The 21,611-nt window shown below is 67.9% G+C and carries 17 protein-coding genes and 2 pseudogenes; 12 read left to right on the top strand and 7 right to left on the bottom strand.

Annotation, left to right across the window (positions count from 1 at the left end):
* Nucleotides 1-22: 22 nt before the first annotated feature.
* The 3 genes from WMF36_RS39025 to ada all read right to left on the bottom strand — a co-directional run bounded on the left by WMF36_RS39025 (nt 23) and on the right by ada (nt 2,785).
* Complete coding sequence (locus tag WMF36_RS39025) at nt 23-826, bottom strand: hypothetical protein (protein ID WP_437575905.1); 804 nt, start codon at nt 824-826, stop codon at nt 23-25.
* A gap of 148 nt (nt 827-974) precedes the next feature.
* Nucleotides 975-1,715 (bottom strand): 2OG-Fe(II) oxygenase, encoded by a 741-nt coding sequence (locus WMF36_RS39020; RefSeq protein ID WP_437575904.1) that lies wholly within the window; start codon nt 1,713-1,715, stop codon nt 975-977.
* Nucleotides 1,712-2,785: a bifunctional DNA-binding transcriptional regulator/O6-methylguanine-DNA methyltransferase Ada gene (ada, locus tag WMF36_RS39015; protein ID WP_437582012.1), complete on the bottom strand. Its 1,074-nt coding sequence runs from the start codon at nt 2,783-2,785 to the stop codon at nt 1,712-1,714. The genes WMF36_RS39020 and ada overlap by 4 nt, the downstream gene beginning before the upstream one ends.
* A 296-nt stretch (nt 2,786-3,081) precedes the next feature.
* Here ada and WMF36_RS39010 point away from each other — a divergent pair, with 296 nt between their 5' ends.
* Nucleotides 3,082-3,636 (top strand): hypothetical protein, encoded by a 555-nt coding sequence (locus WMF36_RS39010; protein ID WP_437575903.1) that lies wholly within the window; start codon nt 3,082-3,084, stop codon nt 3,634-3,636.
* A 99-nt stretch (nt 3,637-3,735) separates the two neighbouring features.
* On the opposite strand, the gene WMF36_RS39005 is transcribed toward WMF36_RS39010, so the two are convergent.
* Both WMF36_RS39005 and WMF36_RS39000 read right to left on the bottom strand, forming a co-directional pair.
* Nucleotides 3,736-4,434, bottom strand: coding sequence for an O-methyltransferase (locus WMF36_RS39005; protein WP_437575902.1), 699 nt, complete (start codon nt 4,432-4,434; stop codon nt 3,736-3,738).
* A gap of 66 nt (nt 4,435-4,500) precedes the next feature.
* Nucleotides 4,501-5,250 (bottom strand): siderophore-interacting protein, encoded by a 750-nt coding sequence (locus WMF36_RS39000; RefSeq protein WP_437575901.1) that lies wholly within the window; start codon nt 5,248-5,250, stop codon nt 4,501-4,503.
* A gap of 149 nt (nt 5,251-5,399) precedes the next feature.
* Here WMF36_RS39000 and WMF36_RS38995 point away from each other — a divergent pair, with 149 nt between their 5' ends.
* The 4 genes and pseudogenes from WMF36_RS38995 to WMF36_RS38980 all read left to right on the top strand — a co-directional run.
* On the top strand, nt 5,400-6,245 hold the full coding sequence (locus tag WMF36_RS38995) for an AraC family transcriptional regulator (RefSeq protein ID WP_437575900.1): 846 nt from the start codon (nt 5,400-5,402) through the stop codon (nt 6,243-6,245).
* Between the two features lie 148 nt (nt 6,246-6,393).
* Complete coding sequence (locus tag WMF36_RS38990; RefSeq protein ID WP_437575899.1) at nt 6,394-11,529, top strand: AAA family ATPase; 5,136 nt, start codon at nt 6,394-6,396, stop codon at nt 11,527-11,529.
* A gap of 64 nt (nt 11,530-11,593) precedes the next feature.
* Complete coding sequence (locus WMF36_RS38985) at nt 11,594-12,304, top strand: hypothetical protein (RefSeq protein ID WP_437575898.1); 711 nt, start codon at nt 11,594-11,596, stop codon at nt 12,302-12,304.
* A pseudogene (locus tag WMF36_RS38980) lies at nt 12,305-12,421 on the top strand (taurine dioxygenase); the annotation flags it as partial. It lies immediately after the preceding gene.
* Nucleotides 12,422-12,626: 205 nt separating this feature from the next.
* On the opposite strand, the gene WMF36_RS38975 reads toward WMF36_RS38980, so the two are convergent.
* Complete coding sequence (locus WMF36_RS38975; protein ID WP_437575897.1) at nt 12,627-14,510, bottom strand: sensor histidine kinase; 1,884 nt, start codon at nt 14,508-14,510, stop codon at nt 12,627-12,629.
* A gap of 883 nt (nt 14,511-15,393) precedes the next feature.
* Here WMF36_RS38975 and WMF36_RS38970 point away from each other — a divergent pair.
* The 3 genes from WMF36_RS38970 (at nt 15,394) to WMF36_RS38960 (ending at nt 17,475) form a co-directional block, all read left to right on the top strand.
* Nucleotides 15,394-15,675, top strand: a complete 282-nt coding sequence (locus WMF36_RS38970) for a hypothetical protein (RefSeq protein ID WP_437575896.1) — start codon at nt 15,394-15,396, stop codon at nt 15,673-15,675.
* Between the two features lie 238 nt (nt 15,676-15,913).
* Nucleotides 15,914-16,468 (top strand): hypothetical protein, encoded by a 555-nt coding sequence (locus WMF36_RS38965; RefSeq protein WP_437575895.1) that lies wholly within the window; start codon nt 15,914-15,916, stop codon nt 16,466-16,468.
* Entirely contained in the window at nt 16,465-17,475 is a 1,011-nt protein-coding gene (locus WMF36_RS38960; RefSeq protein ID WP_437575894.1) for an HTTM domain-containing protein, read from the top strand. The genes WMF36_RS38965 and WMF36_RS38960 overlap by 4 nt, the downstream gene beginning before the upstream one ends.
* A 38-nt stretch (nt 17,476-17,513) precedes the next feature.
* Here WMF36_RS38960 and WMF36_RS38955 read toward each other — a convergent pair.
* Nucleotides 17,514-17,708, bottom strand: a pseudogene (locus tag WMF36_RS38955) (IS1182-like element ISStau8 family transposase); the annotation flags it as partial.
* A 302-nt stretch (nt 17,709-18,010) separates the two neighbouring features.
* Here WMF36_RS38955 and WMF36_RS38950 point away from each other — a divergent pair.
* The 4 genes from WMF36_RS38950 to WMF36_RS38935 all read left to right on the top strand — a co-directional run bounded on the left by WMF36_RS38950 (nt 18,011) and on the right by WMF36_RS38935 (nt 21,592).
* Nucleotides 18,011-18,562 (top strand): hypothetical protein, encoded by a 552-nt coding sequence (locus WMF36_RS38950; protein WP_437575893.1) that lies wholly within the window; start codon nt 18,011-18,013, stop codon nt 18,560-18,562.
* Between the two features lie 116 nt (nt 18,563-18,678).
* Complete coding sequence (locus WMF36_RS38945; protein ID WP_437575892.1) at nt 18,679-20,010, top strand: Dyp-type peroxidase; 1,332 nt, start codon at nt 18,679-18,681, stop codon at nt 20,008-20,010.
* A 167-nt stretch (nt 20,011-20,177) separates the two neighbouring features.
* Entirely contained in the window at nt 20,178-21,425 is a 1,248-nt protein-coding gene (locus WMF36_RS38940) for a tetratricopeptide repeat protein (protein WP_437575891.1), read from the top strand.
* Nucleotides 21,422-21,592, top strand: a complete 171-nt coding sequence (locus tag WMF36_RS38935) for a hypothetical protein (RefSeq protein WP_437575890.1) — start codon at nt 21,422-21,424, stop codon at nt 21,590-21,592. Before WMF36_RS38940 ends, WMF36_RS38935 begins: the two co-directional genes overlap by 4 nt.
* Nucleotides 21,593-21,611: the final 19 nt, after the last annotated feature.

Genomic DNA, 21,611 nt, shown 5'->3' with positions numbered 1-21,611 from the left:
GGGGCTCCGGGCGCGGCGCGCGTCATTGCGCAGGACGGCAGTACTCGTCCTGCGGGGTGACCGACTCCACGACGACGGTCGTCCCTTTCCTGATCACGAACTCGCTCAGGCCGACCTTCTGGCCCTCTGGGCTCCAGTCGTACGTGTAGCCGAGGCGCGTCCACGGATACCCATTCTCGCCGTAGGACGTCGCCTTCAGGGCGTTGAACCAGTCCACGTGCTCTTGTGGCGTGCCGGCCGGGAAGTCGAGATCGGCGGTCGAGTCGTCGATCTCCAGGTCCGGGGTCGGGCGGAACATCGACTCGGCCGGTGCCCAGAGCGCCACGACGCGGTCCTTGCCGTTGCCCGGCGGCAGGCCGAGCAGCTGCTCCAGCCGCAGCGAGAGCTCCGTTTCTTCGAGACCGCTCGCGCGGCAGAACGTCTGAAGCGCGGCCGCCGCCGTGGTCCAGACCTCGACGGCGAGCTCGGTCTCCTCGCCCACGAGCTCGTCATAGCCCGCGTACGACGTCCAGGTGACCATCAGCACACGATCGTCGGCGTCGCGGAGGAGCTCCGCGTTCTCATCGTCGATCGCCGTCAACGTGTCCACGCGCTCGCTCTCCTCGGCGATCTCCGCGTCGGCGACGGCCGCCTGGTACAGCTCGACAAGGCGCGTCTCGCCGCCGGCGCCGCCGCTCCCGCCGGCGCCGCCGCTCCCGCCGGCGCCGCCGCTCCCGCCGGCGCCGCCGCTCCCGCCGGCGCCGCCGCTCCCGTCCGTGTCATCGCCGCCGCAAGCGACGAGCAAGGCGCACGCGCAAACCCCCACCACCATCCAGTTTTTGCCCATATCTCCTCGATGACTCCCGCCTGTCCCGCCGGCTCAGCGAGAGCCGACCGGACACCAGCCATCGCAGGCTACAGCAACGAGGTGACCGGCGGGCTACCGCAACGAGCTCGCCGCACGATAGGCTCGTCCGCGCTCCCCTCGCGCATCCTCACGTGGCGTCGTGAAAGATGATACCTAACGTGTGACGATGGCCCGAGCGTACACGGCTGACACCGTGTCGCATGTTGACCCGGTACACCCCCCGCGTGCCCTGCACGGGTCGATGACGGACGGCGAAGACCGCCGCGTCGCCCTGGCGCAGCGGCACCACCATCGGTCGAGACTGCATGCGCGGGCGCTGCTCCGTCATCACGAGCTCGCCGCCCGCGAAGTCGCGCTCGGGCTCGGAAAGAAGGATCGCGACCTGCAGCGGAAAGACATGCTCGCCGTAGAGGTCCTGATGCAGACAGTTGTAGTCGTCCTCACCATACTGCAGCAGGAGCGGTGTCGGCTGGACCTGGCCTGCGGCGTGGCAGCGCTCGACGAACCGCGCGTGCTCCTCCGGATACTGGACCTCCAGGCCCATCGCCGCGCTCCAGCGGTTGGCGACGGGCACGAGGCGCGGGTAGATGCGGGTCCGTAGCGAGGCGACCAGCGCGGGCAGCGGGTGCGCGAAGTACTTGTACTCCCCGCGCCCGAAGCCGTGCCGCGCCATCACCACCCGGCTGCGAAAGAGCTCGTCGCGCGCGTACAGCGCGGCCAGGTCGCCGCACTCGGCCCGGGTGAGCAAGCCCTCGACCACCGCGCCGCCGTGCGCGTCGAGGTCCTGGGACACGCGCGCCCAGTCCACCGCCGCCACCCGCTCGTCCACGCGGTCCGCGATGGGGACGACCTCGCAGCACGCGTTCAAGCGCCCGCCTCCCGGTCGAGCAGCGCGCGCTTGCGCTCGACACCCCAGCGATAGCCCGACAGCCCGCCGTCGTTCCGCACCACACGATGGCACGGGATCGCCACCGCCAGCGCGTTGGCCGCGCACGCCTGGGCCACGGCCCTGACCGCCCTCGGCGCGCCGATGGCGCCGGCGATCTCCGCATAGCTCGCGGTCGTACCGGCGGGGATATCCCGCAACGCCTGCCAGACGCGCTGCTGGAACGCCGTGCCGCGGACGTCGAGCGGCAGCTCGACCGAGGCGCGCGGGCTCTCCACGAGGCCCACCACCGTCGCGACGAGCTGCTCGAACCCCGCATCGGCGCCGATCAGGTCGGCCCGAGGGAACCGGCGCTCGAGATCGTGCGCCAGCGCCTCCGGATCGTCGCCGAGCAGGATGGCGCACACGCCTTGCGCGGTGGCGGCCACCAGGATGGAGCCGAGAGAGCACTCCCCGATCGCAAACCGGATCTCCATCTGCGCCCCTCCGGCGCGGTACCTCGTGGGCGTCATGCCCAGCACCTGGTTCGACTGCTCGTAGAAGCGCCCGCCCGAGCCGTACCCGGCCGCGTAGATCGCCTGGGTCACGGTGCCATTCTTGCCGAGCTCGGCCCTCACCCGCCGGGCGCGGTGCGCCGCCGCGTACGCCTTCGGCGTCACCCCCGTCACGGCCTTGAAGACACGATGCGTGTGGAAGACGCTCCGTCCCGCGTGGCGCGCCAGCTCCTCAAGGCTCGGCACCTCGTCGCTGCTCTCGATGAGTCGGCACAGCTCGGCCACCAGGGTCGTCTGGCGCTCGGCCAGGGGCGGCTGGTCCGGCTTGCAGCGCAGGCACGGCCGGAAGCCCGCCCGCTCGGCGGCGGCCGCGGTCGGGTGAAAGCCGACGTTCTCGGGCCTCGCGGGGCGGGCGCCGCACGACGGACGGCAGTACACGCCCGTCGTCTTGACCGAGTAGAAGAACTTGCCATCGGCGCTCGCGTCGCGGGCGATCACGGCTGTCCAGCGAGGGTCGCTCTCCACCACGACGGCGAGCCCATGGGCCTTTCCCGACATGTCGTCTGCCTCCTTCCGGCGCTTCTTGCGGGTCACGAGGCGAGCTTACCCCGCGCCGAAATCGCCGCACTCCGGGTCTTGCTCTCGAATTCGCCGACGCCGGCGATGTCTCGGAGCTCGACCTGGCGGACCCGGCGAGCCGCCGGGCTCGCCCTGGATCTCGCGTCCGCGCGGCGTCAGCAGCGGCGCCCGACGGCCGCCGCTCCTCTTGAGCGGACACGGCGGGCCGTTGTCGGGCTGCATCGCGCGCCGTCTGCGTTTAACCTGCGAGCACCCCACGCTCGGAGGAGACGACGATGAAGACGCAGATCTGGTGGATGGCGCTCGCGATGCTCATGGCATCCGGATGCGGTAGCGACGGCGGCGAGACAGAGGGTCTGCCATGTACAGGCGCAGGATGTGCGTGCAGCGGGGCCGACTGTGAGTGCGTGGCGGGCGCCGATTGCAAGACCGATTGCGGTGCGACGGCGTGCTCGCTCGACTGTTCGGCGAACGCCAAGTGCCACGGCAGCAGCGAGGAGGCGCTCACGCTTGAGTGTATCGACACGAGCGAGTGCAAGGGCAGCGGCGGAGACGGGAGCGTGATCACGTGCACGCAGGCGTCGAGCTGCGATCTGAAGGCCGGCGACGGGTCCACAGCGGCCTGCCGGGACCAGGCCGTGTGCAAGCTCAACCTGGGCTCGGGCGCCTCGATCCGCTGTGAGGGCGGGAGTACCTGCGACCTCAAGTGCGACGCGGACTGTGTCGTGACGTGCGTCGAGGCGGCGCAATGCAACGTGAGCTGCGGCGCCGACGGCACGCCCGGCGTGACGTGCCCAGACGGGCGCCTTGTATGCGGCACAGCGTGCTGAAGAGCACGCGTTCGGTGTAGGCTGCGGCGCCGTTTCCCCGGCGCGAAGGGCCCCTGCAGGCCCTCCGTGTCCAGGCCCCGTCGTCCTCGCCTGCGGTGGTCAGCCCGGGCGCGCCGGCTGCCGAACCGAGTACTCGGTGCCCGAGCGGAAGGGCACCGTCATCGACGCGAAACCGTGGCGCGGATCGCGCACGTAGGCGACGTAGTCGCGGTAGTCGGCCTTGAAGACGCCGACGTTGTCGGTCACCACCACAGCGCCCGGACGCAGGGCCGGGGCGACGAGCTTCAGCACGTCGAGGGCCCGCAGGGGAAACCCATCGTTGAGCATGAAGTCCACCTCGCCGAGGTCCGCCCGCAGCGTCTCCGTCGCGTCACCCACGCGGATCTCGGCGAAGGACGCGAGCCCCGCCTCCTCCAGGTTCGCCTGCGCGCGCCGCGCCTTCTCCGGCAGGAGCTCGGTGCCGATGACGCGGCCGCCGCCGTTGTCGCGCACCGCCGCCGCCAGCCACAGCGTCGAGACGCCAAAGGACGTGCCGAACTCGACGATCGTCCTGGCGCGGAGCGCCCGCGCCGTCAGGTAGCAGAAGGCGCCCTGGTCGCGCCCGAGCGCGAGGTATTTGTCGGCGAAGTCGAGCTCCGTGCCCGGGGCGTCGACGCGGCGGCCGAGGAGCATCCGCGGCAGCTGCGGCAGGAAGTGGAAGAGGACGCCCGGCACCTGCCGGTCGGCCTCGTCGTGGAGGCGCCGCAGCACGGCGCGCACCCGCCCGTCGGGCAGGACAGCGAAGGGATCGGACTTCATGGTCGGCCTCGGGTCAAGGACACACATTCTCGGAGCATTCGCTCGCCCTCCTCACTGGCATTGCCGCTAGCGTTGAACACCGGAGAATCCCTTCCGTCCTGGCGCCCAGTAGGCGACGTTGGTGACCTGTTTCGCGGGGACGCCTGCTCGCCGTACCGCCTTGTAGAGGCGCTGGATCGACGAAGCCTTCCCGGTGAAGACGCATCGCGTCTGCGGCGCAGCGCCGAGCGCTCTCGTGAGGTCGCTCTCGATGCGATCGAGGTGACGATCCTGCGGCTCACGCGTGGTGAGCGTCACACCGTTCGTGACGCCGATCCGCTCGAGCGCGATGCGCGAGGCTCCCTCGGATTCCACCTCGAACGAGAACGCAACCCCTCGCATTCCCTCCGGCGTCGCTCGAATCGCGGCCGCGGTGCCGAACGAGGTCTCGTCGCCGAAGAAGATCATCGGCCGATTCACGGCGCCGAGGTCCAGCGCCGAACGCGGGCCGACGAGGAAGAGCTGCTCTCCGATCGTCGCCGACGCGAGCCAGCTCGACGCGATGCCGTGGCCGTGGACGTAACCGAGAAACGTGGTGGTGCCGGCTCGCAGATCGAAGGAGAGCGGCGTGTACGCTCGCCCGGCCAGGCCAGCGAAGCCGATCTGGATCATGTCGCCGGGAGTCCAGCGGCGGTCTTCGAGATCTTCTCCGACGAGCGTGACGAGGCGGAACGCATCGCCCACGGGCTCGACTTTGCGAACCCTGGCGCGGCGCGAGACGAGCCGATGGAACGCGGACTCGACGACGCCCAAAGGCGCGGTGGAAGGTGGGAGCATGGAGGAGAACATAGCGACCGGCGCTGTTGACCGCATTGCGCAATCAGGACAAAATGTTTTTCAAGACGGCCATGGCAGCGAAGCGGCGGAGTTCGAGGGCGACACGGATTGCGCATCCGACGGGCTGGACGATTCGCGGAGACGTCCAGGTGGCGAACGAGCCCCGTGGCGCGGTGGCGTCGCTCGAGTCGCTCGCGAGCCGTGTGGTGCTCGATGCGCGCGGGCGCTGGAAGATCGCGGTCGCGCGACCGGCGAACGCGATCGGGCTCAGCATGGCGAGCGGCGCGCTCGAGAGCGAGCCTCACGCGCACCGCGAATCGCAGCTCATGTACCTGGTGCGCGGAGAGCTGATCTGCGAAGCGTCGAGCGCCCTCTGGATCGTGCCGCCGCAATCGGCGCTGTGGATCCCCGCGTCGCTGACGCATCGGATCCGCGCGCGCGCGCCGCTCGAGGGCTACTGCGTCTTCGTCGAGCCCGGCGCGGCGCCGAACCTCCCGCCGGATTGCTGCGCGGTGTCGGTGACGCCGCTCTTCCGCGAGCTCTTGCTTCGCCTGGCGACGCGCCCCGCGCTCTACGATCTCGACGGACCGGACGCGCGCCTGGTGAGCGTGCTCCTCGACGAGCTCGCGACGGTCTCGATCGAGAAGCATCGCCTGCCGATGCCGACCGATCCGCGGCTCCGTCGTCTGGTGGATGCGATGACCGCCGATCCGGCGAACCGCGCGACGACGAAGACGTGGGCGCAGCGAATCGGTGTCGGCGAGCGCACCTTGAACCGTCTCCTGGTCGAGGAGACGGGCTTGAGCTTCGGCCGCTGGCGCCAGCAGCTCCACATCATCCTCGCCATCCAGAAGCTCTCCCGCGGCGCGACCGTGCAAAGCGTGGCGCTGGACCTCGGCTACGAGAGCGCGAGCAGCTTCGTGACCATGTTTCGCAAGGCTCTTGGCATGTCGCCCGCGCGGTACATGGCGAGCCGTCTGGCCGCGCCAGCTTGACTCCGTCAAGCTGGACTTCTATGCCTTGGTCGGTATTCTGCTGACCGACGACTCGTCTGTCCGACGACGAGACGGGGGATTCTCGGGCTGACGCGCGGAAGGAGCATGCTCCTTCGAATGGATGGCGCGGAATGGGGGCCTTTCTGCCATGATCGATCTGTCAGATCATACGCTGGTCGAGCGGGTGTACGAAGGATCCGAGAGCGTGCTGTACCGCGGCCGCCGGAACGAGGACGGCGCGCCGGTCGCGGTCAAGATGCCTCGGTCCGACTTCCCGACCGCCAGGGATCTCGCGCGGCTGCGGCGCGAGTTCGCCATCCTGCGGGACGCGGGCGAGGTGCCCGGCGTCGTCAGGGCGCACGCCATCGAGAAGTGCGGCAGGGGCCTCGCGCTCATCATGGAGGACCTCGGCCCCTCCTCGCTGCACGCCGTGCTGAAGGCGCGCAGGCTCGACGTGGGCACGGCGCTCCGCATCGCCATCGCGCTCGCGGGCACCCTCGACGCGCTCCACGGACTCCGGATCATTCACAAGGACATCAAGCCGCACAATATCCTGATCGACGAGAAGACGCACAGCCCGCGGCTCGTCGACTTCGGCATCGCGGCGCGCCTCTCGAGGGAGACACCGGAGACGGCCCCCCCGGACGCGCTCGAGGGCACCTTGTCGTACATCGCCCCTGAGCAGACTGGCCGCATGAACCGGAGCGTGGATCTGCGCGCCGATCTCTACTCGTTCGGCGTCACGCTTTACGAGATGCTGACAGGGGCCCTCCCGTTCCAGGAGGACGATCCCACCGCGCTCATTCACAGCCACATGGCGCGCATGCCGACGCCGCCGCACGAGCGCGCGCCGCGGGTGCCCCGCGCGCTGTCGGAGGTGATCGTGAAGCTCCTGGCCAAGATGCCGGAGGACCGATACCAGAGCGCCCGAGGAATCAAGCTCGACCTGGAGGAGTGCCTCCGGCAGTGGGAGGCGACGGGCCGCGCCGATCCGTTTCCGCTGGGCCAGCACGACCGTCCGCTGGATCTGCGTGTTCCCCAGCGGCTCTATGGCCGGGATCACGAAGTGAATGTGCTCCTGTCCGCCTTTCATCGGGCTCGCCAGGGCGCGGCCGGGCTGGTGCTCATCTCGGGCTACTCCGGTGTCGGCAAGACCGCGCTGGTGAACGAGATCCACAAGCCCATCGCCCGTCATGGTGGGTATTTCGCGAAAGGGAAGTTCGATCCGATCAACCGGGATGTCGCGCTCGCGTCGATGGCGCAGGCCTTCCGCGAGCTCATCCGGCAGGTCCTGACGGAGTCGGCGGCGGCCGTCGAGGCGTGGAGACGCAAGCTGCTCGCGGCGGTCGGCGCGAACGGGCAGCTCCTCATGGATCTGATCCCGGAGCTCGAGCTTGTCCTCGGGCCTCAGCCGGACGTACCGGAGCTCGGGCCGACCGAGACCAGGAACCGCTTCGATCTGCTGGTGCAGCGCTTCGTGCGGGTCTTCGCTGCCTCGACGCACCCGCTGACCCTCTTCCTCGATGATCTGCAGTGGGCCGATCCGGCGTCGCTCAGGATCCTCGAGCGCCTCCTCACGGACGTGGAGGGCAACCATCTCCTGATCGTCGGCGCCTATCGGGACAACGAGGTGGACGCCGCCCATCCGCTGCACGCGACGCTGGGTGAGCTTCGCAAGGCGGGCGTGGCGATCGCCGAGCTCACGCTCAAGCCCCTCGACATGCCCACGGTCACACAGATCGTCGCCGACACGCTGAGCGCGCCACCGCATTCGGTCGCGCCGCTCGCGACGCAGGTCTTCGAGAAGACCGAGGGCAACCCGTTCTTCCTGGGGCAGCTCCTCGGCGCGCTCCACGACGCGGGGGCGCTGTGGTTCGATGCGCCCTCGGAAGCCTGGGCATGGGACGTGGCGCGCGTCCGGGAGGCGGTCGCCGCCGACAACGTTGTCGACCTCATGCTCGACAGGCTGCACCGGCTCCCGCCGGCGACGCAGCGCGCTCTGAAGCTCGCCGCGTGCCTGGGCCACGCGTTCGATCTCACCACGCTGGCGGTCGTCCACGAGAAATCGCCCGCCGCGACGGCCGCCGACCTGTGGGACGCGCTGCGCGGAGGCCTGATCGTGCCGCGTGACAGCGATTATCGCTTCTTCGACGAGAGCGCGGACACGGAGCTCTCGGCCCCCTGCGAGATCAAGGCATCGTACCGGTTCCTGCACGACCGGGTGCGCCACGCGGCCTACTCGCTCGTCGAGCCTTCGCGCAAGGAAGCGCTGCACCTGACGATCGGCCGGCTGCTCTGGTCGCGGGCCGGCGAAACACCGCCAGACGAAGGCTTGATCGAGATCGTTCGCCACCTGAACCTGGGCGCGCGGGGCATCGCCGACGAGGCCGGGCGGGTGGCCCTGGCCCGGCTCAACCTGCGGGCGGGCAGGGCGGCCAAGCTCAGGACAGCCTATCAGGCGGCCGCAGGCTACTTCAGCGCGGCGCTCGAGCTCCTCGGGGACGCGCGCTCGGCGCGCCACGAGGAGCTCTGCTTCACGCTCAGCCGCGAGAACGCGGAGTGCGTGTACCTGAGCGGCGCGCTCGAGCGGGCCGAGGAGCTCTTCACGTCCCTCATGCCCCGGGCGAGGTCGAACGTGGAGCGGGCGCAGATCTACAGCCTCCGCGTTCTGCTCCACGTGACGCTGGGGAACTTCGCGGACGTGGTGCGCCTGGGGGGCGAGGGCACCAGCATGCTCGGCTTCACGCTGCCGAGCAACGAGGCGGCGCTGCAGGCGGGCGTCGAGGCCGAGCTCGCAGCGCTGGACGCGAACCTGGCGGGCCGGCGCATAGAAGACCTGATCGATGCGCCGGTGATGGACAACCCGGAGCAAAGGGCGTTGGTGCAGCTCATCAGCGATATGATGGGGCCGCTCTTCTGCCTGAGGCCGGAGCTCTACCCGCTGATCGTCCTCAAGCAGGTCAACATCTCCCTGCGGTACGGCCACTCGGACGTGTCCGCCGTCGCGTACACCTCGTACGGATTCCTGCTCGCGGTCTTGCAGGGGCGGCCCGCGGATGGCCATGCGTTCGGCCGCCTCGCCCTCACCTTGAGCGACAGGTTCTCGAACGCCGCCCTGACCGCCAGGGTGAACTACATCTTCGCCACGTACTCCCACCTGTTCCACGACGTGCGCGACGGGATTTCTCGCTTCCTGAAGGCGCGGCAAGAGCTGCTGGAATCAGGCGACTTCGCCCATCTCAGCAACGTATGGAACTGCGTGGTCAGCAACATGTTCACAGCGGGCTATCCGCTCGAGGAGCTGCGCGAGGAGGTCGAGCGAGGCCTCGTCGTGTTACGGCGAACCGGGGACGTCAGCGGCACAGCCGTGATGACGCTCATGAGGCAGGCGATCGCGAACCTGCAGGGACGGACGCGGGCCCCCGACAGCCTGAGCGACGACCATTTCGACGAGGACGAGTTCGTCGCGCGCCTCAAAGAGAGGAACCTGATCGCGGGCCTCTTCTTTTACGCGTTGCTCAAGCTGCATCTTCCCTATCTGTACGGCGATTGCGAGAGGGCTGCGGCGAACGCTGCGGACGCCGAGGCCTACGGCGCGGGCATGCTCGGTCTGTATCAACCGACGAAGCTGCATTTCTACGCTTGCATGGCGTTCCTCGCGCTGCCCGCCGCGGCCTCGCCCGAAGCGGCGGAGGGTCGCGCGCGGACCATCGCCCGCCACAAGGAGCGGATCGCGGGCCTCGCCGCGAGCGCTCCCATGAACTTCCAGCACCTGCTGCTGCTCATCCAGGCCGAGGAGGCGCGCGTCGCCGGCGCTCAGATCGAGGCCATGGGCCTTTACGAACGGGCGATCTCCCTGGCCCGGGAGAACGAGTTTCCTCACGACGAGGCGCTCGCGAACGAGCTGTGCGCGAAGCTGCACCTCCACGAGGGCAGGACGAAGGTGGCGCGCGCGTACATGGTCGACGCGTACCTCGGCTACCGGCACTGGGGAGCGACGGCCAAGGCGGACGCGCTCGCGCGCGATCACGCCGCGCTGCTGCCTGCTTCGAGCGACAGCGTGCCGATCTCTTCCATCCCCTCGGCGACATCGGGCGCGGCGCACGCGGGGACCCTCCTGGGCCGGACGACGGTCGGCAACCTGCGGGATGCTGCGCTGATCGTGCGCGCCGTGCAGGCCATCGCCGGCGAGACGGAGCTCGAGCGGGTGATCGAACGCCTGGTGATGCTCGTGCTCGGGAACTCCGGTGCGCAGCGGGGAGCGCTGGTCCTGGAGCGGGACGGGCGGCTCTTCGTCGAGGCGACCTTCGGGGTCGAGGCCGGGACGCTCGCGCTCGGGCCGAGCGCGCCGCTCGAGACGCGCACCGACCTGCCGCACAACGTGGCGCTGTTCGTCGCTCGCACCCGCGAGCCGCTGGTCCTCGACGACGCCAGCGCCGATGCCCGGTTCTCCGACGATCCCTGCATCGTGGCGCAGGGCACGCGGTCCGTCCTGTGCCTGCCGCTGCTCCATCAGGGCCGCCTGAGCGGCGTCCTTTACCTGGAGCACAACGCCGCGAGCAGGGCGTTCAACGCGAGTCGCGTGGAGCTGCTCGGCCTCCTGTCGTCCCAGGCCGCGATCTCCATCGAGAACGCGTTGCTCCTCTCGGGCATGCGGGGGGTGAAGGAGCAGGTCCAGCACGCCAACCGGCGGCTCGAGGCGGAGGTCGCGCAGCGCACCGAGGAGCTCCAGCGCTCCAACACGCAGCTCAGCGCGAGCAACGAGCGCCTGAAGGTCGAGCTCGCGCAGCGCGAGCAGGCGGAGCGGGAGCGGGCCGCGCTGCAACGGCAGATGTTCGAGGCGCAGCGGGCGATGCTGGCGGAGCTCTCCACGCCGCTCATCCCGATCACCGACCGGATCATGGTGATGCCGCTCATCGGCACCATGGACGCCGCGCGGGCGGGCCAGGTGCTGGAGGTCGCGCTCGACGGCGCCCAGCGTCACCAGGCGAGCGTCGTGATCCTGGACATCACCGGGATGAAGCACATCGATACCCACATTGCAGGGACCCTCGTGGGGACCGCCAATGCGCTGCGGCTGCTCGGCACGGAGGCCGTGCTCACCGGCATACGCGCCGAGGTTGCCCAGGCGATGGTGAGTCTGGACATCGAGATGAAGTCCATCGTCACCATGGGCACCCTTCAGAGCGGCATCGCCTACGCGCTCCGCCGCTCCGGGCAGTCGACCGGGGTCAGCGCGCCGCTGTCCTCGGGGCCAGTCCGCGCGCGTCCCCTGGCGAGGTGATGGTCGTGCGGTCACGCTCAAGCCGATCTCGGAAGTCAGAGAGCGCTGACGGCGCGGGATAAACATGATTGCATTTCTTCATACTGCCGGCGTCCACGTCGAGACCTTCAGCCGTCTCGTTCGGAACGTGGACGACACGATTCCGGTGCGGCACGAGGTCCAGGAGAGCCTCCTCGCGGACGCGCTGGAGGCCGGCGCGATCACGGACGGCATCCGTTCGGCGACTGCCACGGTCGTTCAGGCGCTCGCGAGCGACGGCGCGAAGGTCGTCGTGTGCACCTGCTCGACCCTCGGCGGCGTCGCGGAGGCGGTCCCCGTCTCGGACTGTGTCGTGATGCGGATCGATCGCCCCATGGCAGAGCAAGCCGTCGCGAGTGGCCGCCGGATCCTCGTGCTGGCCGCGCTCCGGAGCACATTCGAGCCCACCGTGGCGTTGCTGCGCCAGATAGCCTCTGACGCGAGGCGCTCGATCGATGTCGCCGAAGTCCTGTGCGGGCGAGCATGGCGGCTCTTCGAGACGGGTGACTATCCCGGCTATGCTGGCGAGATCGCCAAGACCATCGAAGCGACAGCGCTCCCGGGCGATCTCGTGCTCCTGGCTCAGGCGTCGATGGCCCCCGCAGCCGAGCTGGTCCGCCACCTCGAAATCCCTGTCCTGAGCAGCTCGCAATCAGGAGTGGACGCGGCCGTGTCGCGGTATCGATCGAGAACACAACACGATGCCGCCCAGATCCATCTGCACCCGCGCCGAGCTCTCGCTCTGAAACGGCGGTAGAAGAACAGCGTCGCCATCTGGGACAACCGCTGCACCCAGCGCTGCGCCGTCCAGGATTACTGGCCTGCAGTGCGCAAGATGGAGCGCGCCGGGATCGTCGGCGACCCGCCCTGCTGACCGATCACGCCGGCGAGCAAAGCGCAACAGGTCAGGTTCCAGATCATCCGGCATCTTCGCCGCGCAGCCGAGCTCGTGCCCGATGCGGAGCCGTGCGTGCGCAGAGCGCTCCAGCGGTTTGCCGCCGAGCTATCGAGGTCGACCTGCCGCTCGACGTGTGCGAGACATGCGCGCCGCGAGCGCCCGGGAGGCGCTTCGCCGTCGCCTACGTCATCGTCCTCTCGTTGAACGCCGGCGCTGGCGCGGCGTCATCTCTTTCGATCTCGGGAGGCAGCGGCAGCCGGACGGACACGGTCGTGCCCTTGCCGGTCTCGCTCTCGACCAGGATCTCGCCGCCGTGCGCCGCGACGATCAGCTTGCAGACGTGAAGCCCGAGGCCGAGGCCGCCGTGCGCGTCCGGTTTCCATCGGAATGGCTCGAAGAGCCTCTCCCGCTGCTCCGGCGTGATCCCGACGCCGCGGTCGTGCACAGAGATCACCGCGAAGCTGGCGTGGAGGCCGACCGACAGCGTGATGGGCTGTCCAGCCCCGTGCCGCGACGCGTTGGACAGCAGGTTCGTGATGATCTGCCCGACGCGCGCCTCGTCCCAGTAGCCGAATACAGGCTGGTCAAGCCGGAGCTCCAGGGAACATCCGTCGGCTTCGAGCTGCTCCGCGGCCTGCCGAGCGGTCCTGCGCACGAGCTCGTTGAGCTCTGCGACCTTCAGGGTCAGCGCCGGCGGACCGGTCGCGAAGCTCGCGATGACGAACATATTGTCGATGACCTGCGTGATCCGGGCGAGCTCACGCGAAGATACCTTCAGGAAGCGCTCGAGCTCCCTCGAGCCCAATTTCTGCACGAGAGATGGAGATCGCGGTCGCAGCATGTGCTCGTACAGCAGCCGAAGGCTCGTCAGCGGGGTACGCAGCTCGTGAGAGGCGAACCGCAGGAACTCCTCACGAAGCCGGACGGCATCCTTGAGCTCCGCCTCCGCGCGGTCGAGCTGACGGACACGTTCCTCGAGCTCCCTGCGCAGATGCTGCTCGCGTGCCACGCCGCCCGCCAGGTCGGACGCGCGCCGATGCAAGAGGGTCGTCATCGTGAGGGTGGTGAGCAGCATCACGGCACAGGCAACGAGGACCACGCGTCGCGTCGCATCATACAGCCCGTAGGCATGGACCTTGTCGACCTCGGTTGCGAGGCCGAGGTCGAGCTCCGGATCCCACAGCCATGAGCCGACGACCTCCACGCCGCGGTAATCGCGGTAGCCGTCGACATCTACGCCGGCGTTCTTCGCGATGGCGCTGGCCGCCATACGCGTGAGCGGCTGCTCCCCTCGAGGCAAGGAGCGCCGGAAGCGCTCGGGCGTGTCGCCCCCGGGATCGCGCACCTCCACGTTGAGGCTCGATCGCGCGCCGGCCGCCAGGAGGCCCAGGTCGCGCAAGCTCTGAGCAAACCTGAGCTCCGTGACGATGCGACCGCGTTTGTCGAAAGCGTAGGTCTCCCCTCCTGGTCCGATCTGCCCCTGCTGAGCGATCTCCGCGAACTCCCTCCCAGGATCGATGCGGAAGACGAGCGCCGCGATGATCTCCCCTCCCTCGGCCATAGCGCGCACCGGCGCCGCGACGAGGAGCATGGGGACGATCTTGCCAGGGACGGGAGACCACAGGGGAAAGGGCGTGCCGATGACCATGGATCCGCGCATCGCCGCGGCGATGGTGTCTGGATCGTGTGCGCTCAGGATGGTGGTACCGAGGAAATCGTCGCGATCGGATGCAATGTGGGTACCATCCATCGCGAGGACGTCGAAGCCGAGACATCCGTTCGGCTGGACGACGTTATCCAGCTCGAGCCGCAGCTCCTGGACGTGCGGGCTGTCGTGGAGCGACCTTCTCTCGCGGCGTTGCTCAAGCTGTGCGGCGACCGCTCGCCGTACGCTCGGCTTGCTCGCCCAGAACGCCGTGGTGGCCTTCGCCTGCCGCGCCCACGTCAAGAGCCCTTCACGGGTCGTCGAGAGCACCGCCTGCAGGGCCGACGCGACGTTCTTGCGATGGATGGCTCGGATCTCATGGAAGCTCAAGATCAGGACGAGGCCGATCGGTAACAGCACCGCGAGGGGCATCCAATCAAACCATTCTCTCTTTCGCTTCCCGTTCATTGCAGAGGTGGGACACAGCCCGAGCGGCCGAGCCTCACGAGCCATGCCACCGCGGGTGTACGCATGTTGCACGCCCGCCCGCTCGGCTCGATCCTGTTGCCCCGGGTCCGCGCGACCGTCACCCCTCCACGATCGCCGGTCTCCCGCTGTACACCCCCGCGTCGAGCGCCGCTCCTCCCGCACGATCCCGAGCAGCGCGCCCACGTCGGACAGGCCGTCGCCGAGGTCACGCTCGGTCGTCGGGTTCTTCCATCCATGAGGATCCCTTCCGACTTCACGCGCCCGGAGGCCCTGCGCGGCCGCGCGGCGCCGAGACGCCGCGGCTGGGCCTCGGCGCCTCGACGCTGCGAGCAGCGCGCCATCCCCGATCGTCGGGAGGTTCACCGCAGGCGTGGGAATCTCCCCTCCCGGAGCCGCCTCAACCCCCGAGGGAAGCGAGCGCCACGGCCGATATCACCCGGACGGCCGGAAACCCGGCCGGTAGCCGCTGCGGCGTCACACGTTAGTTTCAAGCCGCCTCGCCGGGATCTCCGCATGTTCCTGAACATGGTCTCCCAAGATCCTGGATGCTCCCTGCCGGGGGTAGGTCCTTGACTGCCATGAATGGCTGTAATGCCGCTGGTGCCGCAGTGTCACAGCACACCGCTCACGTATTGCACACCTTCACCTGGCCAACCCACAACTCAGGAATGATTTGTGCGCTGCGATCAGCAGTCTGCCACCTGCCGCACCGGTCGAACTCGGCCCGTCTCCTGCATCGTCATGGGCGCAACGTCGTGCGCACGGGCGCAACGTCGCGCCCACGGGCGCAACCGAAGAGGGAAGGAGCCGACAAATGAACCACGTGAGAATTCTTGGCCTCATCGCCGTCAGCGCAGGAGTGTGCGCGATCTCTGCGCTTGCTTCCGCGGCGAATACGGTGCCGATCGACAACCTGAACCTCGTTGAGGAGACAGCAACGCCACCACCGCTTGACAACGAGCGTTACGCCATCCGGCCGGCTGTCGGCTACTACCGGCCGGCTGTCGGCTACTACCGGCCGGCTGTCGGCTACTACCGGCCGGCTGCCGGCTACTACCGGCCGGCTGTCGGCTACTACCGGCCCTATCGGCGCTAGGACAGGTATGGGCTCTACCGTGATGGCCACGGAGTTGGGCGCGGTCATCACGGAATACCGGGTCCGCTTTGCCGAGCGCGGAGCCGACCATCACGGGCGATTGCGCTGAGACATCGCGCGTCAAGCGTCGCCGTCCGACCGCGGCCTGCTCTGCAGCCCGGTGGCAACGCATTGGAAACGTGGGTGGCGAAAGCGGGTGGCACGCCGTGCGCAATACGGCTCCACGGGGGTGAGCTCCATGGACGAGACAGGAGACATAGGAAAGCGCGTGCTCTTCGTGCTTCCCGCTGCCGCGATCCACCTCGGGCTGGTGATCGTGCTGGGTGTGCTGCATGTGCGCTTGCCGTACGGAGGATGGGTGGAGCGTGCCGTGGGCTATTATGGCGCGCTCTCCGGGGCCAGCAGCGCGTATTCCTTCTTTGCTCCGAGCGTCGGGCCCCTGCCCTGGGCCACCTTCCAGGTCAGGGATCGCGCGGGAACGCTGACGACCGAGGTGCTGGAGACAGGAGCGAGCCGCGAAGCGGACATCCGCGTCAAAAATATCATCGGTATGTACTGGGATGAGCAGGACGCGACCGTGAGGCGCTCCCTGGTTGCGTCCTGGGCAGCGAAGGTGTTCGCCAAGCACCCAGAGGCGGACAGCGTTGTTGTCCGGCTCGAGAGCTACGACCTGCCCTCGATGGCGGAGCATCGCGCGGGCAAGCAGCCGAAGTGGTATGTCGAATATCAGGCCAAGTTCAACCTGAAGGCGCAGCTCGCTACCGGCGAGATCAACAAAGAGGCGACGCCATGAGGCAGCGGACCTATACCCTGCGCCTGCCGAATGCTCGAGAGGCAGCTGCGCGCCTGTGGGGCTCGATGGGGCGATTCGCGCTCGCACCCGCGTCGGCGCGGCCCCTGGCAGCGCTCCGGATAGGCCTCGCGTCGGTCCTCTTGATCCAGGCGGCGCTGATCGCGCCCATCGCTTCCGAGCTGTACTCGCGTTCGGGCATCGTTCAGGGACAGCTCCTCGACGGGTCTGGCGCGATCGGTTTCCCCCGGATCGGCCACCTCGTGAATGCATTTTCGCGCTTCGGGGTCGGTGAGAGCTCGGTGATCGCTGGAGTGGGTGCTCTCTACGTGCTGTCGCTGGCTGGCCTCCTGCTCGGCTGGAGGACGAGGTTCTCCGCGGCGTGCGCTTGGTTCGTGCATTTCACGTTGATGATGACCGCGGAGAGGACGAACTACGGAGCAGATCAGTTCGCGAACATCTTCCTGTTCTACCTCATCTTCATGCCTTCTGGCGCTGCGCTGTCGCTCGATCGTGTCTTCGGACGAGCGCCGCCTGAGCCGAGCGTGACTGCGCGTCTCGCGCTGCGGGTGGTACAGCTGCACCTTTGTCTCGTCTACCTTTCGAGCGGTGTGGAAAAGGCATTGGGTTCAGCGTGGTGGGACGGCGACGCGATCTGGCGATCGCTCATGCTGCCCGAGTACCGGCGGTTCGATTTTTCGTGGCTCGCTCACCACGCCTGGATCGCCGTGGCCGCGGGGTGGATGGTGCTGCTCGTGGAGATCGGGTACCCGTTCTTCATCTGGCCACGTCGGACCCGGCGACTCTGGGTAGCAGCCACGGTCGGATTGCATGTTGGAATCGCGGTCTTCATGAGGCTCGATATCTTCGGTGCCATCATGTCGGTGTTCACCATTGCCGCGTTTGGCGTGAAGGCGGACCCTCGACAGGCGCGAGCGCCCTCGGCTGTGGGCGCTCTTCACAGACGAACGGGTTCGGTGCACGACGTCATCGGGTCGTCAGAGCGCTAGAGCGACAAACATATTGAAAATCGTCTGAATCCAATGGGTTACGCGGCCTGCTGCATCAGGCGCTGGGCCGCTTCGAGATTCTGGGTCGCTGCTGCGCGCCGGAGGTCGAACAGATTTCTCCTGGTGCCGATGTGGCGCGCAGTATGGCCCTTCCGTGCCGCGATGTGGGCGAGCGCATGCTCCACAGCCACCCGCTGGCGGAGCAGGGCGCGACCTGCCCCCGTCTGCTGCAGCCTCGGGTGGGCGGTCCGTGATCTTCGAGTACCGGAGGTTCCCGGATACCTTCGTCAAGGTGGTCGGACACTACCCTCCGCGAGGCGCACCCCAGGTCGAGACGAGAGGACCGCGTGCTCTTGCGCTTCTCGTCCGTGAGCTGCAGATCCTTCAGAGGACGCCCGATGCATGGGGCTGTATGCCATGAGATGCCTCCCGAACCAGCCGTTCGGCCGCTGCGGATAGCCGAACAGAGAATGATGCACACCTTGGGAAAGCGTTCCAGTACGAAAACAGCCACCGGTCACGAAAGCGAGATGATATGAGCCAGGCACGGAATTGCGCCGATATTCGACCGCTTGCAGAAGCGCTGCCAAGAGCGGACGAAGAGATAGAGGCAGGGCGATTCGGTACGGTGCTCCCCAGGTCACGCGGGTTCACGATCATCGCCAAGGTCATACCAGGACGGGAGGATGTGGTCCGCGCATACGGTAAGACCGTCGAAAAGCTGATTAAGGATCAACCCATGGCGCTCGCTCCGCTTGCGCTCCATTATCTGCGCTGGGCCACCTACAAGGAAGGTGACACCACGTGGTTCCTTTATATCGGCTTCTTCGACACGGACTTCGACAAGTATGTAGAGGACGCGGTGCTGCTCTTCAAGCAGGCAGGCCTCAACACGATCTTCGAGCAGCTCGAAGGCTTTCCGTTGGACTGGAAGGAAAATCCTGCCTCGTTCGCCAAGTTCGCACGTGAGCACGCAGCTGAGCCGTTCATGGAATACGCGGAGTATCCGGACGCCACCGGGGTGGAGGTGGTCAAGGCGCTCAAAGTCAAGTGCGCCCTTTCCACGATGCTCGACCAAATGCAGTGAGCTCATTCTCTGGTTGCGAGACAGGGAGCAGATTTCCCGTTCCTGTCGCGATTAACCTGGAGACGTTCTGGAGAAACATCGCGGTAAAGTAGAACCAATTGCGATGGAGGAGATCGATGCCCGAGTCAGTCGGCGGCCTGCTCGAACTGGATGACATACAGAGCGGGGTCTTGCGCCCACGGCCTGCGCCGTACGTGGCGACGTACCTCTTGCTCCGCATCGACGACCGCAAGGCAGGGCGGGAGTTGATGAGGCGGCTCAGCAATGTGGTGGCCTCGGCCGCCCACCGCGAGAGTCCGGCGGCCGATACTTGGGTGAGCGCCTCGCTCACCTTCCAGGGCCTCCAGGCGCTCGGCGTGCCGCAGGAGTCGCTCGATAGCTTCGCGTGGGAGTTCCAGCAGGGGATGGCCGCGCGCGCGCGCCACCTGGGAGACACCGGCGATAGCAGCCCTGAGCACTGGGAAGCGCCGCTCGGAACTCCAGACGTCCACGTCGTGATCACTGCGCTGTCGCCGGACGCGCACGGCCTGGAGGCGGCGCTCGAGCGCGCTCGAGAAGCGATCCAGGCGTTGCCGGGAGTTGCGTTGATCTGGCGCCAGGATTGCTATGCGCTGCCCGGTCCAAGGGAACACTTCGGGTTCCGGGACGGCATGAGCCATCCCGCGATCGAGGGCAGCGGCATTCCGGGAACCAACCCGGCGCAGCGTCCTTACAAGGCAGGTGAATTCGTCCTGGGCTACCCGGACGAGCTGGGCGGCACCCTGACGCCCCAGCCCGAGGCACTAGGCCGCAACGGGACCTACGTGGCTTTTCGTAAGCTGTACCAACGCGTGGCGCTGTTCCGCCGATACGTGAAGGAGAACTCTCTCGGACCGGACGACGAGGAGCTTCTAGCGGCAAAGATGATGGGGCGCTGGCGGAGCGGTGCGCCCCTGGCGCTCAGCCCATCCAGCGACGATCCCGAGCTGGGAGGCGACCCGCTACGCAACAACGCATTCCTCTATGGAGACGACCCGACAGGCTTCAAGACTCCTCTCGAATCACACATTCGCCGAGTGAACCCACGAGACTCGAGTGTGGCGGGTATAGTCGGCCTGCACCGGATGATCCGGCGTGGAACGGTCTATGGTCCTCCGCTCGCGGAAGGGGTTCTGGAGGACGATGGTGTCGACCGGGGGTTCATATTTGCCTTCGTTGGAGCGCACCCGGGGCGGCAGTTCGAATTCGTGCAAACGGAGTGGGTCAACAGCGGCGCTTTCATCGGGGCGGGCAACGCCAAGGACCCCATCGCCGGATCGAATGAGGGGGACGGTGACTTCACAATTCCACGGCGGCCGATCCCGCGGCGCCTCCACGGATTGCCGCGGTTCGTCGTGACAAGGGGCGGTGAGTACGCATTCATGCCGGGGCTGCGAGCCCTGCGATGGCTCGCTGATCTCCAGACATGAGCTGCGCTTTCACCCGACGATGGAACGAGACGGTCGGTCCCGCAGGATGTGATGTGCGCCGCCGTACCAGTGATGCTGGTGCGCGTTTTGCGGATGTTCGCGGATGGATGAGCTCACAAGGTGGCACGGCCGCGATCGCCGTCGGGACGTGCACGAGGAGGCAGACGATGCCAGCCCACGCGATCAAGCCAATCGGGCTTTTTTTTGGGTTGCTCTTCTTGGGGATCGGGATCGCGCCGGGCGTACGCGCTTCGACCCTCCAGACCACGTCCGGAGACATCGCCGTCTCCAATCTGGAGAGCTCGCTCCGCGCGGCCTGGAGCGACTATCTCCGATTCGCCCGAAAGAACGGCGCGCCGGATCGCATCGTCCAAATCGAGCAGTTGAAGGCGCAGTTCCTGGGCGACATGGAGTCACCGGATCGCCTCGATCACCTTGCCGCAGAGCTCCGTCGCCATGAGCCCGAAGCCGGCGAGACCTACCTGCTATCGGCGAGGATCGCGGCGTACTTGCATCGATTCGAGGAGGCCGAAGCCGACCTCCGCCAAGCCGGGCGCCGCGGCGTCCTGGCGGCCATGACCGAGCCGGTGCGGCTCTCGATCCAGCAAGCGACCGGCAAGCGTTTGGCGGAGATATTGGCTGTGCGTCGCAGAAGGGCGCAGACCCTCTCCGGCATCGACGAGCTCCTCCCCCTTGCGGCCTTGCTCGTGGACCTCGGCGAGTACGAGGAGGCGGACCGTGTGTATGCACGGGCGCTCGCCCAGTACCGCGATGTCTCCCCGTTTCCGCCGGCGTGGGTCTGCTTCCAGCGCGGGGTGCTCTGGGGCGAGCGCATGCCCGCGCCGCAGCCCGAGAGAGCTCGGCGCTATTACGAAATGGCGCTGGCGTACTTGCCAACTTACGTTCCGGCGCGCGTCCACCTCGCCGAGCTCTACGCCAGGCGCGGCGCTCTCGCCAAGGCGGAGGCCCTCCTCACGCTCGGGGCACGCCGCGGCGACCCGGAGTCCAGGTGGCGCCTTGCCCAGGTCCTGAAGGAGCAGGGCCGCGCTCAGGAAGCGCAGGAACAGTTGCTCGGGGCCAGGGCCTCCTACGATCGGCTCCTCGCGCGGCACGAGCTCGCCTTCGCCGATCACGCCGCCGAATTCTACCTCGGTGACGGCAATGACGCGCTCAAGGCGCTGTCGCTGGCTCGCCGCAACCTGGCCAACCGGCCGACGCTCCGCGCCTTCGAGTTGGCCCACGAGGCCGCCGTCCGCGTCGGTGAACGACGATTCGCCGCCGATCTGCTCGCCGAGGCCCGGGCGCGCCTGGGGCACACGAAGGCCTTTCAGGTGTCTACCCTCTCGCGCGCAAGAACCGGGCACCCGACCGCGGCGCCGAGTGAAGACACGACTTGTCCGAGGAGAACTCCATGACACGGTTGGACGACGCCTCGCAGGCCACAGCCGCCGACACCGAGAGGCTCGAGCGCTGGGTGCTCGTCGAGTGCATGAAATCCATCCCGTCCGAGGCCGGCCGCGTCACCCTGTACGGCGGTCCCGTGGACGCGTTACCGGCGGAGAAGAACCCCCATGTGTCGTAGGCCCACATCGAGTGAAGCG

Origin of the sequence: Sorangium sp. So ce887, from assembly GCF_051521455.1 — a bacterium.
GTDB lineage: Bacteria > Myxococcota_A > Polyangia > Polyangiales > Polyangiaceae > Sorangium.
Note: the sequence above shows the minus strand (reverse complement) of the source record. Positions and strands in the feature narration are given on the sequence as shown.